This window comes from Eleftheria terrae, assembly GCF_030419005.1.
GTDB lineage: Bacteria > Pseudomonadota > Gammaproteobacteria > Burkholderiales > Burkholderiaceae_C > Caldimonas > Caldimonas terrae.
Window position 1 is genome coordinate 350,863 of the sequence record NZ_CP106951.1, and the last position, 16,292, is coordinate 367,154.

Below are 16,292 nucleotides of genomic sequence, written 5' to 3' on the forward strand. Positions count from 1 at the left end.
GTTGCGGAGCCGACCAGCGACGCAAGGAGCATGCCGCAGGCTGGCGGCCCCGCGCCGCCCGGCGCGCGGCTGCCAGCCTGCGCACCGGGTTCGCTGGAGCCCGGGCGGCCGATGTCCCGAAACGGAACTCAGGAGCGTTCCTTTTTCGTCCGCGCCAGGGCGGTGCGTGATGATGGTCGCGGCCCCGGCGGCCCCGGCGGCCCCGGCGGCCCCGGCGTGGCGGCCTCGGCGCGGATCCAGTCCACCACGTGTGCGACTTCGGGGCGAGGCTGGAGGGCGGCGCTGATGAGCCAGTAGGCGTTCTCCGTGGCCGGCGGGTGCTCCGGCGGCGCCAATGTCACCAGCCGCCGGTCCGCCAGCAGCGGCCCGAGCAGTTCCAGGCGGCCCAGCGCGATGCCCTGGCCGGCGACGGCCGCATGGATGATCTGGTCGTACTGGTTGAAACGCAGCACCCCCTTGGGGCGCGCCTGTGCCAGGCCATGCGCGTGCAACCAGTCGGCCCAATGCAGCCAGGGCCGGTGGATGGGCGGGTCGTCGAACTCCAGCAACACATGTCGACCCACCCGCTCGGCGCTGTCCAGCAGCGTGACGCCGAGGGAAGGGTGGGCCACCGGTGCACGCGACTCGCCAAACAGGCGGATGGCGCCGCCGGGCGCCGTGGAGGCAGGGCCGTAGCGGATGGCGAGGTCGATGCCTTCGGCCCGCAGGTCGGCCCGGCGGTTGTTGGCCGCCACCCGCAGGTCGATGTCCGGGTGCAGCTGCTGGAAGCGGCTGAGGCGGGGCAGCAGCCACAGCCCGGTCACGCCGATGCTGGCGGTGAGGGTGACCGGCCGGCGCTCGTCCGCCGCGGTGAGGGCTCCCACCACGTCCTGCAGTTGCTGTACCGCACTGTCGGCACTGCGGAACAGCCGCTCGCCCTCGGCGGTGAACGCGATCGAGCGATGCCCCCGGATCAGCAGCTTGACGCCCAGCATCTCCTCCAGGGCCTGCACCTGGCGGCTCACCGCTGACTGGGTCAGGCACAGGTCGGCGGCCGCCAGCGTGATGCTCATTCGGCGCCCGACCGCGACAAACCCGCGGACCAGATCCAGTGGCGCCAGCCGAACCAGGGGCACTGACATTCGTCTACCTCATGCGAAGGGGTGCACGGAAATCGTTTGAGCGCAAAGGCTGGCGCCACTGTAATCGAGCTGGGCCGCCGTCGTCCCTGGGGTGCCGGCGCCAAGGCAATGGCAGACGGGAGTGAACGATGCAAGACGAGAATGGATGGCGCCAGGCAGGCGGCCTCGTGGTGGCCGGCGGCCTGGTGATGGGGGTGGCGCTCGGCATTCGGCATGTGCAGGGCCTTTTTCTGCTGCCGGTGAGCGGCGCTCATGGTTGGGCGCGCGACACCTTTGCGCTGGCCATCGCGATGCAGAACCTGGTGTGGGGGCTGGCGCAGCCAGTGGCGGGTTGGCTCGCCGATCGGTATGGTGCCGCTCGCGTGCTGGCTGGCAGCATGCTGCTCTATGGACTCGGCCTGCTCGCCATGACGCAGGCGGCCACGCCGGCGGGGTTCATGCTGAGCGCCGGCCTGTGCATCGGCCTGGCCCTGGCGGGCACCACCTTCACCGTGGTCTACGGGCTGCTGAGCCGCCGCGTCTTGCCCGGCCAGCGCAGCTGGGCGCTTGGCACCGCGGGCGCCATCGGCGGGCTCGGCCAGTTCCTGCTCGTGCCGGCGGTGCAGGCCGGCATCGACAGCCTGGGCTGGGCCGGGGCGCTGGTGCTACTGGCCGCGGCGATGCTTGCCTTGCTGCCCCTCCTGCCCGCCCTGCGTGACTCACCGCAACCCCCGCCCTCCGGCAGCGCGGCGGCCGACCTGCGGTCGGCCCTGTCCGAGGCGCTGCGCCACCGTGGCTTCTGGATGCTGAACCTGGGCTTCCTCGCATGCGGCTTCCAGCTTGCCTTCATGGCTTCGCACCTGCCGGCCTACCTGCTCGACCGCGGCTTGTCGGCCCGCGACGGCGTGTTGGCGCTGGCCCTCATTGCGCTCGCCAACGTGGCCGGGACCTACGCTTGCGGCTGGCTGGGTGGGCGGTTTCCGCGCAAATACCTGTTGTCGTTCATCTACCTGCTGCGGTCCGCGGCCATCAGCTTGTTCCTGATGCTGCCGATCAGCCCGGCGACGGTTCATCTCTTCGCGGTGGTGATGGGCCTGATGTGGCTGGGAACTGCGCCGCTCACCAATGGCTTGGTGTCGCAGGTGTTCGGCGTGCGCTACATCGGCACGCTGTTCGGGCTGGTTTTCCTCGGTCACCAGCTTGGTGCCTTCCTGGGCGTGTGGCTCGGCGGCTGGATCTACGAGGCGACGCGATCCTATGACTCGCTCTGGATAGGCGCCATGGTGCTGGGCGTCGTGGCGGCGCTGCTGCATTGGCCCATTGACGACCGGCCGCTGGCCCTGCCGCCGGCTCGCCCCGGGGTGGCCGCATGAACGCCGTGCGGGCAGTGCGGCGAGCCTGGCGCTGGGCCGCCTTGGTGCTGCTGTGCACCGGCGTCTCGGTCGCCTGGTATGGATGGCTGTCGCCGCGAGGCCAGGCGGCATTGCTCGGCTGGGTCGCCTTGTGCGGCTGAGCGCCTCACGCACACGCACACGCACACGCACACGCACACGCATCCTGCTCGATGTGCCACGTGCGAGTGCCATGTACCAATCTGCCAGCCGTTAACCGTGGGCCGTTAGCGGTGGGCCGTGAGCCGTGAGCTGGGCATTAGGCGACAGGCGACAGGCGGGAGGCGGGAGGCGGGAGGCGGGAGGCGGGAGGCGGGAGGCGGGAGGCGGGAGGCGGGAGGCGGCCTTCCTGCTGATGTGCATCTCCACCGCCGTCGGCCCACCTGTCCGGGGTGTTGCGCAGGCTGGGGGCATGCGGCATGCTGCGGCCGCCGCAGGCAGGGAAGGTCGGGCCGTATCGACGCTGCCGGCCTTGATGCACATCTTTGACAACTGGATCACCCGTGATCGACCAGGACCAGCTAGATGTGAAGCTTCAATAGGTTGTATCTGTGGTTCACCCGGACTGAGTCTGGGAGACTGGAAGTCGCCAAACACCCAGCACTTCCAGGAAACAGCCGGATGAACACCCATAAGAATGCCCGACTTGCGTTCGCCCGTCGTCTCGAAATGGTTCTTGACATGACCGATCGGGGCCTCAAGCCAGCAGAAGCGGCGTTGCGCCACGGCGTCACACCGCCCACGGCGCGCAAGTGGCTGGGGCGCTACCTGGCAGAGGGACAGGCCGCGTTGGGCGATGCGTCTTCCAGACCCAAGCACTCGCCTCGCGCGATCGAGCCCGGCAAGGCGTTGCTCATCGTCGAGTTGCGGCGGCGCCGGATGATCCAGTCAAGAATCGCCAACACCGTGGGAGTGTCGGAGGCGACGGTCAGCCGCGTGCTGGCTCGTGCAGGACTGTCCAAGCTGTCGGACTTGGAGCCGCGAGAGCCGGTGCAGCGCTACGAGCATGCAGAGGCAGGGGACTTGCTGCACATCGACACCAAGAAGCTCGGGCGCATCGAACGGCCCGGCCATCGTGTCACGGGCAACCGCAAGGACTCCGTTGAGGGCGCCGGCTGGGAATTCCTGTTCGTGGCGGTGGATGACCACGCGCGGGTCGCCTTCACCGCCATGCATCCCGACGAGCGCGGGCAAAGCGCTGTGCAGTTCTTGCGCGACGCCGTGGCTTACTACAACCGCCTGGGTGTGACGATCAAGCGCTTGCTGACCGACAACGGCTCGGCATTCCGATCCAAGCCCTTTAGACACGCTTGTCAACAGCTGGGCATCACTCAGAAGTTCACCCGAGCGTACCGCCCGCAAACCAACGGCAAGGCCGAGCGATTCATCCAGTCGGCCCTCCGTGAGTGGGCCTACGGCTGGACCTACCAGAACTCCGAGCAGCGACGCCAGGCGCTTCACCGCTGGCAACACCACTACAACTGGCACCGTCCACATCACGGCATCGGCCGCGTTGCACCCATCTCCCGCCTTCCTCCGCCAAGAAACAACGTCTTGACAGTTCACAGCTAGACACCGCCATCGATGCGCTCGTGCGGTGTGTTCCCTCCATCGACGTGCCCGAGCTGCGCGCCAAGTGCCCCTTTCCCGCCACGACCGACCAGGTCCTGGGCTGGCTGTACGACAACCTGGTGGACCAGGGGGTGATGGCCTATGTGGAGTGGAAGGAGTTCAACGCCTTCCTGGACGACACCATTCTGCCGCTCGCGCCCCTGCGCGACGCGAAGGTGGGCGCGATTGACATGGGGCCGCTGTATGAGCGCCTCGCGGATGAGGGCGATGGCGACGTGGCCCTGGAACTCGACCACCCGCCTTATGTCGAGCACGTCAATCGCATCCTGGCTGCCAGTCGGTTGCAGCTGCTCGAAATCGGCGCCTACGAGAACGCGCACCTGTTGTGCGTTTGCAAGGATCAGTCAGCCATCGACCGCTTGTGCCGGGCGTTGTCGGCGCTTGGCATCCCGGTCTTCGAGCACGCCGCCGCATGAGGCGGTGTGCTGCATGCCGCGGCCGCCAGGGCGCCGCCGACGTGCAGCTGCGCCTGGGGTCCGCTTGAGCCGGTGATCCCCGGTGCGGCGTTGTTCCATCGCAGCAAGGGCGGGCCGCTTCAGTCCGGCTCCACCAGGCCCTTCATCCACAGGCCCCAGGCCCGTTCGAATGGCGTGGCTCCCGGCGCGAAGGAGGCGGCATCCTGGCTCAGGCGCACCCAGGCCCGGGTGTCGTGGTGGCTGCCCGGCACTTCGGGATCCGCGCGCACGCCCTCGAGCCACGCATGGACCTCGGCATAGCGATCAGGGTGGTGCTCCAGCGTCCAGGCCAGGCCGGCCAGGTCGGCAAAGCCTTCTTCGCGGCGGGTGCGCTGCATGTCGCGCCATTGCCGGGCACGATCGCTGTCGTCTTCGGTGTTTTCAATGAAGCCGTCGGGCAAGGTATTCCAGGCACCGCGGACGTAACGCCAGCAGTGCGCCACTTCATGCGCGGCCATCGCCTCTATCACCGCCACCTGCAGCGTTGCCGGCACGGGATCGAGCAGCGCGGCCGGCTGGCTGTTGCCCCGCATCGACAGGACCAGGCGGCAGCGGCCGTTGACATATGCCATCGCGAGGGGGGAGGCTCCCGGTTGGGGTTGCGGCTGCACGATCACGTCCAGCGGCAGGTGCTGCTGCAACGCGTAGTCCAACACGGGCGTCGCGGCTTCCAGCCAACGGGCCTCCGTCTCGGTGAGCGGTGCGGCGGTGGTCGTGCCGACTGCTGCGGCGAGGCTCAGTGCACCCAGAAATGATCGCTTGTCCATGGGAATGGACTGTGAGGGCAGAGCCACCCTGGCAAGGGCTGGACGAACGCCGGCTATACCGGCCAATTCTCGATTCCTGACCGGGAGCGGGCGCCCAGCCACTTGCCGGTGTGACATCCGTCGCAGAGACCGCTCTTCGGCCAAAGCGGCGGTCGATCTTTTCGCGCGACGCGGCAGCCTCTTCCAAAAGGTCTGACGCGACGCCGGCCCGGGCACCAGCGTCGAGACGGAATCGTCCAGCACAGCCGTGGTAAGCGTCCTGCCAGTCTGGCAAATCAGCCGCAGGCGCCGCTTCCTTGCTTCCCCCTCCAGTTCCAACGCTCGTCCCGCGAATTAGGGGTTTTAGCCCCCGCAGCTAGGGATGGCCTCTGCCGGCACCGTTCAACAAGATGCAGCCAAGGTCGCAACCGGGCACTCGCCACCCTCCTAAGGTCCGGCCGGATAACGCGCCAGCAGAGAACAGCTTCACGGATTGCCACAGGTCTCGCAGTTCACCCATTCATGGACCTCGGCGTTCCCCGGCCCTCGCAGCAGGGCTCGGCACGACTGCGTCGTAAACAGGCCCTCGCTGCAAGGGCCGCATAGGAGCCGCATGATGAAGACGTCATCGATGCCTGGGAACGCGGTGGTCAGCTATGAACTGCGCTTCCAGTCTCTCTTTCATACGGGAAGGGGCTATGCCTTCCCCTGTGATGCAGAAGGCCGGGTCGACATGGACACGCTCTCCGACAAGGGCCGTACCAACTACCTGTACGCGCGCGCCACGGTGGGCCGAGAGTTCTCCAACCCGACAGTTCGCCCCAGCCAGCCCCGCCTCGAAGCGCCTTCGGCATGTTTTGTGTGACGACCCTCTTGCGCGGCGTTGCGAAACGCTGCTATAGTTGCGTTCTTCGCTGATCACGGCGCTGCAGACGAAACGAACCGGGAAGCTGGTGAGTGGGTTGAGGCGGCGGTTTCTGAAAAGAAAGAAAGTGGCAGCGAAAAATAAATGAGCCGAGTGCTTGACAGGGTTTAAAGAAAACGTCAAAATCTCGCCTCTCTGCTGATAACGACGAAAGACGAAATCAGCGCTGACGACGAAGCTGAGGTGCTGCGAATGCGGCAAGGATAGCAGAGTTGGAGCAGCAAGCTCTTTAACAAATAACAGCCGATAAGCGTGGGCGTTTGAAGGCGAGTGCCAAGATCTGTGGGTGACTGCAGATCAGGTCGAAAGACTTTAAACGCTCATGGAAGTGAAGTTCACTTCAATTCTTTGAGCGAAATTCAAGATCGAACTGAAGAGTTTGATCCTGGCTCAGATTGAACGCTGGCGGCATGCCTTACACATGCAAGTCGAACGGCAGCACGGGAGCAATCCTGGTGGCGAGTGGCGAACGGGTGAGTAATACATCGGAACGTGCCCAGTAGTGGGGGATAGCCCGGCGAAAGCCGGATTAATACCGCATACGACCTGAGGGTGAAAGCGGGGGATCGCAAGACCTCGCGCTATTGGAGCGGCCGATGTCAGATTAGCTAGTTGGTGGGGTAAAGGCCTACCAAGGCGACGATCTGTAGCTGGTCTGAGAGGACGACCAGCCACACTGGGACTGAGACACGGCCCAGACTCCTACGGGAGGCAGCAGTGGGGAATTTTGGACAATGGGCGCAAGCCTGATCCAGCCATGCCGCGTGCGGGAAGAAGGCCTTCGGGTTGTAAACCGCTTTTGTCAGGGAAGAAAAGCTCTGGGCTAATACCTCGGAGTGATGACGGTACCTGAAGAATAAGCACCGGCTAACTACGTGCCAGCAGCCGCGGTAATACGTAGGGTGCAAGCGTTAATCGGAATTACTGGGCGTAAAGCGTGCGCAGGCGGTTGTGCAAGACAGATGTGAAATCCCCGGGCTCAACCTGGGAACTGCATTTGTGACTGCACGGCTAGAGTGCGGCAGAGGGAGATGGAATTCCGCGTGTAGCAGTGAAATGCGTAGATATGCGGAGGAACACCGATGGCGAAGGCAATCTCCTGGGCCTGCACTGACGCTCATGCACGAAAGCGTGGGGAGCAAACAGGATTAGATACCCTGGTAGTCCACGCCCTAAACGATGTCAACTAGTTGTTGGACGGCTTGCTGTTCAGTAACGAAGCTAACGCGTGAAGTTGACCGCCTGGGGAGTACGGCCGCAAGGTTGAAACTCAAAGGAATTGACGGGGACCCGCACAAGCGGTGGATGATGTGGTTTAATTCGATGCAACGCGAAAAACCTTACCTACCCTTGACATGCCAGGAATCCTGCAGAGATGTGGGAGTGCTCGAAAGAGAGCCTGGACACAGGTGCTGCATGGCCGTCGTCAGCTCGTGTCGTGAGATGTTGGGTTAAGTCCCGCAACGAGCGCAACCCTTGTCATTAGTTGCTACGAAAGGGCACTCTAATGAGACTGCCGGTGACAAACCGGAGGAAGGTGGGGATGACGTCAGGTCATCATGGCCCTTATGGGTAGGGCTACACACGTCATACAATGGCCGGTACAGAGGGCTGCCAACCCGCGAGGGGGAGCCAATCCCAGAAAACCGGTCGTAGTCCGGATCGCAGTCTGCAACTCGACTGCGTGAAGTCGGAATCGCTAGTAATCGCGGATCAGCATGTCGCGGTGAATACGTTCCCGGGTCTTGTACACACCGCCCGTCACACCATGGGAGCGGGTTCTGCCAGAAGTGGTTAGCCTAACCGCAAGGAGGGCGATCACCACGGCAGGGTTCGTGACTGGGGTGAAGTCGTAACAAGGTAGCCGTATCGGAAGGTGCGGCTGGATCACCTCCTTTCTGGAAAAAGCACTCAAGTTTGGGCGCCCACACTTATCGGCTGTTGTTGTGTACGACAGCAAGTGAACGTGAACCGGCAGGCGTGAACCTGGCAGGGATGAGAATCCTAGGTTGACGGTGCTGCAGACGCGGTTCGAGCGGAAGTGAAGAGCGGGTCTGTAGCTCAGTCGGTTAGAGCACCGTCTTGATAAGGCGGGGGTCGTTGGTTCGAATCCAACCAGACCCACCAATCCTTCTGCATGAAGCATGTTCGGGGGATTAGCTCAGCTGGGAGAGCACCTGCTTTGCAAGCAGGGGGTCGTCGGTTCGATCCCGTCATCCTCCACCATCACTGATCACTGAAGTCGAACGTTAACGCAAGGGTTCCCTGAGAGCAGGGATGTTTGCGTTAGCGGTTCGAAAGAATGGCTGTTGTTCTTTAACAATTCGTAGAGTCGAATCAGCGTTGTTGACGGAAAGCATCTATGGGATGCACCGTGCCGTCAACAACATTTGATTGCGTCACCAGACTTCAACTCGAAGTAAAGAGCGAGTTTGAAGACGGCATAACGCGTAAATACTCAAAAAGCGATCTTCTCGAACGATGAGGAGGTCGAGTCCTTGACGACGTCGAAGAGGCGTCAAAGTTATAGGGTCAAGTGACTAAGTGCATGTGGTGGATGCCTTGGCGATTACAGGCGAAGAAGGACGTGATAGCCTGCGATAAGCTTCGGGGAGCTGGCAAATTAGCTGTGATCCGGAGATTTCCGAATGGGGAAACCCACCCTTAGGGGTATCGCATACTGAATACATAGGTATGCGAGGCGAACCGGGTGAACTGAAACATCTCAGTAGCTCGAGGAAAAGACATCAACCGAGATTCCGAAAGTAGTGGCGAGCGAAATCGGACCAGCCTGCACGTTTTAGCATCGTACTTATCAGAACGGTTTGGAAAGGCCGGCCATAGCAGGTGATAGCCCTGTATGAAAAAAGTGTGGTGTGGAACTAGGCGTGCGACAAGTAGGGCGGGACACGTGAAATCCTGTCTGAAGATGGGGGGACCATCCTCCAAGGCTAAATACTCGTAATCGACCGATAGCGAACTAGTACCGTGAGGGAAAGGCGAAAAGAACCCCGGGAGGGGAGTGAAATAGATCCTGAAACCGCATGCATACAAAAAGTCGGAGCCCGCAAGGGTGACGGCGTACCTTTTGTATAATGGGTCAGCGACTTACATTCAGTGGCAAGCTTAACCGAATAGGGAAGGCGCAGGGAAACCGAGTCCGAATAGGGCGTTCAGTCGCTGGGTGTAGACCCGAAACCAAGTGATCTATCCATGGCCAGGATGAAGGTGAGGTAACACTTACTGGAGGTCCGAACCGACTAGTGTTGCAAAACTAGCGGATGAGCTGTGGATAGGGGTGAAAGGCTAAACAAACTTGGAAATAGCTGGTTCTCTCCGAAAACTATTTAGGTAGTGCCTCAAGTATTACCATCGGGGGTAGAGCACTGTTATGGCTAGGGGGTCATGGCGACTTACCAAACCATTGCAAACTCCGAATACCGATGAGTACAGCTTGGGAGACAGTGCACCGGGTGCTAACGTCCGGACACAAGAGGGAAACAACCCAGACCGCCAGCTAAGGTCCCTAAAATTGGCTAAGTGGGAAACGAAGTGGGAAGGCTAAAACAGTCAGGATGTTGGCTTAGAAGCAGCCATCATTTAAAGAAAGCGTAATAGCTCACTGATCGAGTCGTCCTGCGCGGAAGATGTAACGGGGCTAAGCCAGTTACCGAAGCTGCGGGTGCACAGCAATGTGCGCGGTAGGAGAGCGTTCTGTAAGCCTGTGAAGGTGTCTCGAGAGGGATGCTGGAGGTATCAGAAGTGCGAATGCTGACATGAGTAGCGTTAAAGGGGGTGAAAAGCCCCCTCGCCGTAAGCGCAAGGTTTCCTACGCAACGTTCATCGGCGTAGGGTGAGTCGGCCCCTAAGGCGAGGCAGAGATGCGTAGCTGATGGGAAACAGGTCAATATTCCTGTACCGATGTGTAGTGCGATGTGGGGACGGAGAAGGTTAGCTCAGCCGGGTGTTGGATGTCCCGGTTCAAGCCTGTAGTCGTGCCTGGTAGGCAAATCCGCCGGGCTAAGATGAGAGGTGATAACGAGGCCGCTTGCGGCCGAAGTGAGTGATACCCTGCTTCCAGGAAAAGCCACTAAGCTTCAGCTACACACGACCGTACCGCAAACCGACACTGGTGCGCGTGATGAGTATTCTCAGGCGCTTGAGAGAACTCTGGAGAAGGAACTCGGCAAATTGACACCGTAACTTCGGAAGAAGGTGTGCCCTTAGTAGGTGAACCTGTACAAGGGGAGCCCAATGGGGTCGCAGAGAATCGGTGGCTGCGACTGTTTAATAAAAACACAGCACTCTGCAAAGACGAAAGTCGACGTATAGGGTGTGACGCCTGCCCGGTGCCGGAAGGTTAAGTGATGGGGTGCAAGCTCTTGATCGAAGCCCCGGTAAACGGCGGCCGTAACTATAACGGTCCTAAGGTAGCGAAATTCCTTGTCGGGTAAGTTCCGACCTGCACGAATGGCGTAACGATGGCCACACTGTCTCCTCCAGAGACTCAGCGAAGTTGAAATGTTTGTGATGATGCAATCTCCCCGCGGAAAGACGGAAAGACCCCATGAACCTTTACTGTAGCTTTACATTGGACTTTGAACAGATCTGTGTAGGATAGGTGGGAGGCTTTGAAGCGGTGCCGCTAGGTGCCGTGGAGCCGTCCTTGAAATACCACCCTGGTGTGTTTGAGGTTCTAACCTTGGCCCGTGATCCGGGTTGGGGACAGTGTATGGTGGGCAGTTTGACTGGGGCGGTCTCCTCCCAAAGCGTAACGGAGGAGTTCGAAGGTACGCTAGGCACGGTCGGAAATCGTGCTGATAGTGCATAGGCAAAAGCGTGCTTAACTGCGAGACTGACAAGTCGAGCAGATACGAAAGTAGGACTAAGTGATCCGGTGGTTCTGTATGGAAGGGCCATCGCTCAACGGATAAAAGGTACTCTGGGGATAACAGGCTGATACCGCCCAAGAGTTCATATCGACGGCGGTGTTTGGCACCTCGATGTCGGCTCATCTCATCCTGGGGCTGTAGCCGGTCCCAAGGGTATGGCTGTTCGCCATTTAAAGAGGTACGTGAGCTGGGTTTAAAACGTCGTGAGACAGTTTGGTCCCTATCTTCCGTGGGCGCTGCAAGATTGAGAGAGCCTGCTCCTAGTACGAGAGGACCGGAGTGGACGCACCTCTGGTGTATCGGTTGTCACGCCAGTGGCATTGCCGAGTAGTTAAGTGCGGAAGAGATAACCGCTGAAAGCATCTAAGCGGGAAACTCGTCTCAAGATGAGTCTTGCCGGGGCCTTGAGCCCCCTGAAGAGTCGTTCAAGACCAGGACGTTGATAGGCTGGGTGTGGAAGCGCAGTAATGCGTTAAGCTAACCAGTACTAATTGCTCGTGCGGCTTGACCCTATAACTTTGGTGATCCTCAGCGACATCGAAGTGAGTCAAATAGCTTATGCCGGGTGAGGCCACTACAGCGCCTCACCATCCGGTGCGCAATCAAATCCGCTGATTCACGCAGACTCTACGAATTGGTCGTCTTGCTCCAGCAGCAAGGCGGCATCCAGTTATGCCTGATGACCATAGCGAGGTGGTCCCACTCCTTCCCATCCCGAACAGGACAGTGAAACGCCTCAGCGCCGATGATAGTGCGGATTCCCGTGTGAAAGTAGGACATCGTCAGGCTGTTATTCCCCAAAACCCCGCCCACTCTCGCAGTCGGCGGGGTTTTGCTTTTGGGCCACTGAAAGATGGCCACGCGCTGGTGATTCGGGGCAACTGCTCCTTCATTATTTGACCTGGTGCGATAACCGGGACGAGGCAGTACCCCCGATTCGTTACCGCCGAAAAAGGAAGAGGGCGCGCAGCGCACTAGAAGTTGCCGTGCTTCGCGGGATTTGGGGCTCTCGCGTCTCTGCTAGCCGGACAAAAGCGCTCCTACACAACCCGAGGCGCATCCCAAAAAGTCCGTGAATTGCAGCCATGAAATGAACTAACGCCAAGCGGTTTGTAGGAAATGAAATGTCTTTGAGCACTGTGGGGCGCAGCTTACTTCTGGCGGGAACGCAGAAACGCAAATGCTGCTTGGATTAACAGTGCGCGGGCTATTGCGGCTGGATTGCGGATACGCGTTGGCGCCGACAGCAGGGTGTGGGATGGCGGGATACGAACGGCGCTCCGTGCGGAGCGCCTCTCAGGCGTCGCCTTGCACGATGGCGAGGCGCATTTGTCAGCGGGCGGAGCTGGGGAAGGCGCGCGCGCTCATCAGCCAGCAGGCAGCGTTGAAGCGGACTTCGCTGCCCTTGACATAGCGGTCGAAGGCTGTGCGTGCCGTCGTGATGACCTGCCTGCGAACTTCGTCGCCGACTTCGCCGAGGATTCGGCCGACAGGGCCAAGGCGGGTCAGGTAGCGGACAAGATCTTTCTCGAGAAAGGTGCACTCCACATCGAGTGGTCGAATATCGACGTCCACCCAACCGGCTTCTTCCATGATGCCCTGGATCCGGTCGCGATCGGCGAATGCGAACTGGCCTGGCATGTTGGGCCGTCGGGGCGGGAGGCTCGGCAACAGTGGTGCCGCCGCGCGTTCGGCTGTGGTCATGAAGGGGTTTTCTTCCGCGCTCCGCCACACGATGAATTGGCACTTCGCGCCCGCCTTTGCCGCGCGGTGCAGGTTGGCGAAGGCCTTTGCGGGGTCCTCAAAAAACATGACGCCGAAGCGAGAGATGAACATATCGACGCTGCCAGGCTCCAAGGCGTGGAACTGTGCGTCGGCAGCGATGAAGTTCGCCGCAATCTGGTCTTGTGCGGCACGACGGCGGGCGACGCGAATCATCGGCTCGGAGATGTCAATGCCCGTGCACCGGCCGCTGGCGCCGAGTTGCCGTGCTGCGGCCAAGGTGGTCGTTCCCGTGCCGCAGCCGATATCCAGCACGCAGGCCGCGCGCGCGGTCGTGACCGCCTCGGCAAGGAGAGTTTCGAATGGCTGGAACATCTGGTCGAGGACGTCTTGCGTATCGACCCACGCCTGTCCGGCAGAGCCGTTCCAGAGTGCAGCCTGCTCAGCAGCGACGGAGGGGGTGGCATCCATGTTCGTTAACCTTTTCCTGTCTTCAGTAGTGAAAGCTAAACTGTGCAACTTCAAGTCGACTTGAGGTCAAGCGGTTGAGAGCCCTCGACACCACCGAAGTGGCACGGTTAGCCGGTGTCCCGGCATCGACGCTGCGTTTCTACGAGGAAAAGGGGCTGATCGCCTCCGTGGGCAGGCGGGGCTTGCGCCGCCTGTTCGAGCCGGCTGTGCTGGAGCGCCTGGCCTTGATCGCACTCGGCCGGGCGGCCGGCTTCTCGCTGGACGAGATCGCGTCGATGTTCACGCCCGACGGACAGCCCAGCATCGACCGCGAGATGCTGTTGGCCAAGGCAAAGGAGCTGGACCGCACGATCGCCCGCTTGCAAGCCATGCGCGACGGGCTCCAACATGCCGCCGCCTGCACGGCACCGAGCCATATGGAGTGCCCGACCTTCCGCCGTATCCTGCAGGCTGCCGCGTCGGGCGCCGTGGGCGGACGCACGACAAGAAAGCGAGGGCGATTGCCGGACCGTTGAAACGCCTGCGGCGCCTCTGTGCATGTGCCATTCCGGCGAGCTTCATCGTTGCCGACCTACAGTTTCGCTCCTTGAGGCCGGGCAGCGTCGATATGTTCATCTCTCGCTTCGGCGTCATGTTCTTCGAGGACCCGGCAAAAGCTCCGCCGTGTTCGGGCTGGCAACACCCGGTGCCGCGTCTCGGCATCGACTGCTGAGGCTGTGCAGGGCGACTCATGCGGCTCTGTCGTCGTCCAGGAGCGCGAAGCGCACTTCGTTGCCCCACTGGGCCACGGCGTTCCGCGGCAACTGCCCATGCACCGGTCCGGCCCACCGAGCAACCGGGGGCGGGGGCGCCGCACTTGAAGCAACAGCAAAGCAAGGGCTCGAGTACGGCTGCCCCACGCTTGTCGGTGGTTGGCAGCGTCCGTTAGGAGGGAAGCGACAGAGTGCCGCTCCCTGCGCCCGGAAAGCGCTGACCCTCTTGTCCCTCAGGGACGCCGGCCGTGGCCTTTTTTCTGTTTCAGGTGCTGCAGCGAGCTTGCCGCCGAAGCGAGTTCCATTCGCAGGACCGAGACGGGGCGGCGCCCGCTTGTGCAGGCCCCCACCAGCGCCCATACCCGGCCGCCGTCCACCAGAGCCGTGCGGCCGGTGATCCAGCGTGCGTCGTGGGAGACAAGCAGGTGGGCTGCGTCTGCGATGTCGTCGGGTTCAGCGAGTCGCCCCAGAGGTGTCAGGCGGCTTCCCGCTCCAGTTGCGTTGACGGCAGGCCGGCCCTCATGTGCGTGTACGTGATCACAGGGGCCACCCCGTTGACACACGTACTACTCCACGGTGGCCCGGCTTCATGGCGAAACTCCAGCTGAGGACCTCGACCTTTGCCTTTCTCGGGGCATAGGCGGCAGTACCGCTGCCGGGCATGTGAACCAGGCTGGTGGACACGTTCACGATCGCGCCGCCTTCACACGGACAGTGAAGTAGCGCGCCCTTGGGGGCGCGCCGACGGTCCAGGTGTTTGGCTGGAACTGCTGCTCTGCACCCTTCGCCACGGCTTCTCGAACATCGTCCGAGAGACATCGCCTACCGGCGCGCCTTCGAAGGTGCCGGCACTGTTGATCAGGACGTCGATGCGCCCGACGTGAGCCATGACCGCATCATGCTGCCGACAGGCAGCCGATGGGGCTCGGCATGGCATGCACCAGCGTGTGCGTGTCGTGGAAGGCGGGGCAGGGACGGGCAACCCAGGCCGACAGGCCGTGGCGAGGGGTGCATGAGGAAGGCGCTAGAAGGTGCGCATCCGCCGGCAAAGCCATCAGGCCGACGCCGGCGCGGAACGGCCGACGTTGCCGGGACACGGCCCGCTGCAAGGAGCGGCCGTACCGGGAAGGCGCTGCAGCTCCGGCAGCCGGCCGGAGTTGCAGGCTCAGCAGAACCAGGTCAGATCGAGTAGCCGAGCAGCATGGCCACGCCGGCTTCCTTGTTGGGACGCATGAAGCTGTCGCGGGTCAGCCGGCTCATCGGGATGCTCAGGCCGTCGGTGCTGAACCACTTCTTGTACAGGCCCTGGATCTCGCCGCTGGAATAGAGGCGCGACAGCGTGCGGTCCACCAGGTCAACCAGCTTGGCGTCGCCCTTGCGCATCATGATGCCGTAGGGCTCGACCGACAGGGACATGCTGCTCAGGCCCAGCGAGTCCAGCGCCTTCTCGCGCGAGGCCAGGCCCATGAGCAGTGCATCGTCTTGCGGGAAGGCGCGCGCCTTGCCTTCGCGCACCGCCTTGAACGCTTCGCCATTGCTGGCGTATTGCTGCAGCTGGAAGCGCGCTTCACCGGAGCTCTGCAGCTGGGTGAACAGCTTCTCCGACGTGGTGCCCTTGCTGATGGCCACCGGCATGCCGTCCAGGTCCTTCACCGTGTCGACCTTGGTGCCTTTGGGCACCAGCACCCGCATGCCGGCGACGAAGATGGTGTAGCTGAAGTCCACCTGCGCCTGACGGGCCTTGGTGTTGGTGGTGGAGCCGCATTCCAGGTCGATCTGGCCAGCCAGCAGCTTGGGCACGCGCTCGGGGCCGCTCACGGTGAGGTAGTTCACCTTGAGTTCGGGCAGCTTCAGCTCGCGCTTGATCTCTTCCACCGCGGCCAGGCACAGGTCCACCGAATAGCCGACCGGCTGCTTGGCTTCGTTGAGGTAAGAGAAGGGACGGGCGGATTCCCGCACGCCGAGGGTGATGCTGCGCGTTTCGCGCACCCGCGCCAGCGTGTCGGTGCCCTGGGCCTGTGCCGAGCACAAGCCGCCCAAGGCCAGGAGGAGTGCGCCCAGGCGCTGGAGGGAAGAGGAAGTGCTGTTCATGTCGCGTCGACCTTTGGGAGGCAAGGTCGCCCTCTTGAGGCGTCATGCCAGTGGTTAATCCAGAAGTCGGGATGATAGGGTTTGCACTTACAACTTGCTACTGAAATTTACATAC

Annotated in this window: 11 protein-coding genes, 2 tRNA genes and 3 rRNA genes; 11 read left to right on the plus strand and 5 right to left on the minus strand. The window is 62.0% G+C overall.

Going from position 1 to position 16,292, the window contains the following annotated elements:
- Positions 1-128: 128 nt before the first annotated feature.
- Positions 129-1,121 (minus strand): LysR substrate-binding domain-containing protein, encoded by a 993-nt coding sequence (locus tag N7L95_RS01945; RefSeq protein WP_301258135.1) that lies wholly within the window; start codon positions 1,119-1,121, stop codon positions 129-131.
- Positions 1,122-1,249: 128 nt separating this feature from the next.
- Between N7L95_RS01945 and N7L95_RS01950 the strand changes: the two genes are divergently transcribed.
- From N7L95_RS01950 to N7L95_RS01965, 4 genes are all read left to right on the plus strand, one after another.
- A complete protein-coding gene (locus tag N7L95_RS01950; RefSeq protein ID WP_301258136.1) occupies positions 1,250-2,473 on the plus strand; it encodes an MFS transporter in 1,224 nt (407 codons plus the stop codon).
- A complete protein-coding gene (locus N7L95_RS01955) occupies positions 2,470-2,613 on the plus strand; it encodes a hypothetical protein (protein WP_301258137.1) in 144 nt (47 codons plus the stop codon). The genes N7L95_RS01950 and N7L95_RS01955 overlap by 4 nt, the downstream gene beginning before the upstream one ends.
- Positions 2,614-3,112: 499 nt before the next feature.
- A complete protein-coding gene (locus N7L95_RS01960; protein ID WP_301258138.1) occupies positions 3,113-4,063 on the plus strand; it encodes an IS481 family transposase in 951 nt (316 codons plus the stop codon).
- A gap of 20 nt (positions 4,064-4,083) precedes the next feature.
- Positions 4,084-4,539, plus strand: coding sequence for a hypothetical protein (locus tag N7L95_RS01965; RefSeq protein ID WP_301258139.1), 456 nt, complete (start codon positions 4,084-4,086; stop codon positions 4,537-4,539).
- Positions 4,540-4,658: 119 nt separating this feature from the next.
- Here N7L95_RS01965 and N7L95_RS01970 read toward each other — a convergent pair whose 3' ends face one another.
- Positions 4,659-5,345: a hypothetical protein gene (locus N7L95_RS01970; RefSeq protein ID WP_301258140.1), complete on the minus strand. Its 687-nt coding sequence runs from the start codon at positions 5,343-5,345 to the stop codon at positions 4,659-4,661.
- A 595-nt stretch (positions 5,346-5,940) separates the two neighbouring features.
- Here N7L95_RS01970 and N7L95_RS01975 point away from each other — a divergent pair.
- The 6 genes from N7L95_RS01975 (at position 5,941) to rrf (ending at position 11,929) form a co-directional block, all read left to right on the plus strand.
- The gene (locus tag N7L95_RS01975; protein WP_301260040.1) at positions 5,941-6,189 is read left to right on the plus strand and encodes a hypothetical protein; all 249 of its coding nucleotides are present in this window, start codon (positions 5,941-5,943) and stop codon (positions 6,187-6,189) included.
- A 427-nt stretch (positions 6,190-6,616) separates the two neighbouring features.
- Positions 6,617-8,147, plus strand: a 16S ribosomal RNA gene (locus N7L95_RS01980).
- Positions 8,148-8,299: 152 nt separating this feature from the next.
- Positions 8,300-8,376: transfer RNA gene (locus N7L95_RS01985), tRNA-Ile, on the plus strand.
- 23 nt (positions 8,377-8,399) lie between these two features.
- Positions 8,400-8,475 (plus strand) — tRNA-Ala (locus tag N7L95_RS01990).
- A gap of 304 nt (positions 8,476-8,779) precedes the next feature.
- Positions 8,780-11,653, plus strand: a 23S ribosomal RNA gene (locus tag N7L95_RS01995).
- A gap of 163 nt (positions 11,654-11,816) precedes the next feature.
- Positions 11,817-11,929: ribosomal RNA gene (gene rrf, locus N7L95_RS02000) — 5S ribosomal RNA — on the plus strand.
- The 16S, 23S and 5S rRNA genes sit together here with 2 tRNA genes alongside, the layout of an rRNA operon.
- 544 nt (positions 11,930-12,473) lie before the next feature.
- Here rrf and N7L95_RS02005 read toward each other — a convergent pair.
- Positions 12,474-13,334: a class I SAM-dependent methyltransferase gene (locus N7L95_RS02005; protein WP_301258141.1), complete on the minus strand. Its 861-nt coding sequence runs from the start codon at positions 13,332-13,334 to the stop codon at positions 12,474-12,476.
- A gap of 74 nt (positions 13,335-13,408) precedes the next feature.
- On the opposite strand from N7L95_RS02005, the gene N7L95_RS02010 reads away from it, so the two are divergent.
- The gene (locus N7L95_RS02010) at positions 13,409-13,849 is read left to right on the plus strand and encodes a helix-turn-helix domain-containing protein (protein ID WP_301258142.1); all 441 of its coding nucleotides are present in this window, start codon (positions 13,409-13,411) and stop codon (positions 13,847-13,849) included.
- Between the two features lie 470 nt (positions 13,850-14,319).
- On the opposite strand, the gene N7L95_RS29565 is transcribed toward N7L95_RS02010, so the two are convergent.
- A complete protein-coding gene (locus N7L95_RS29565; protein ID WP_363324857.1) occupies positions 14,320-14,649 on the minus strand; it encodes an SDR family oxidoreductase in 330 nt (109 codons plus the stop codon).
- 616 nt (positions 14,650-15,265) lie between these two features.
- Positions 15,266-16,177 carry an amino acid ABC transporter substrate-binding protein gene (locus tag N7L95_RS02015; protein ID WP_301258143.1) on the minus strand — a complete coding sequence of 304 codons (912 nt, stop codon included), beginning with the start codon at positions 16,175-16,177 and terminating at the stop codon, positions 15,266-15,268.
- Positions 16,178-16,292: the final 115 nt, after the last annotated feature.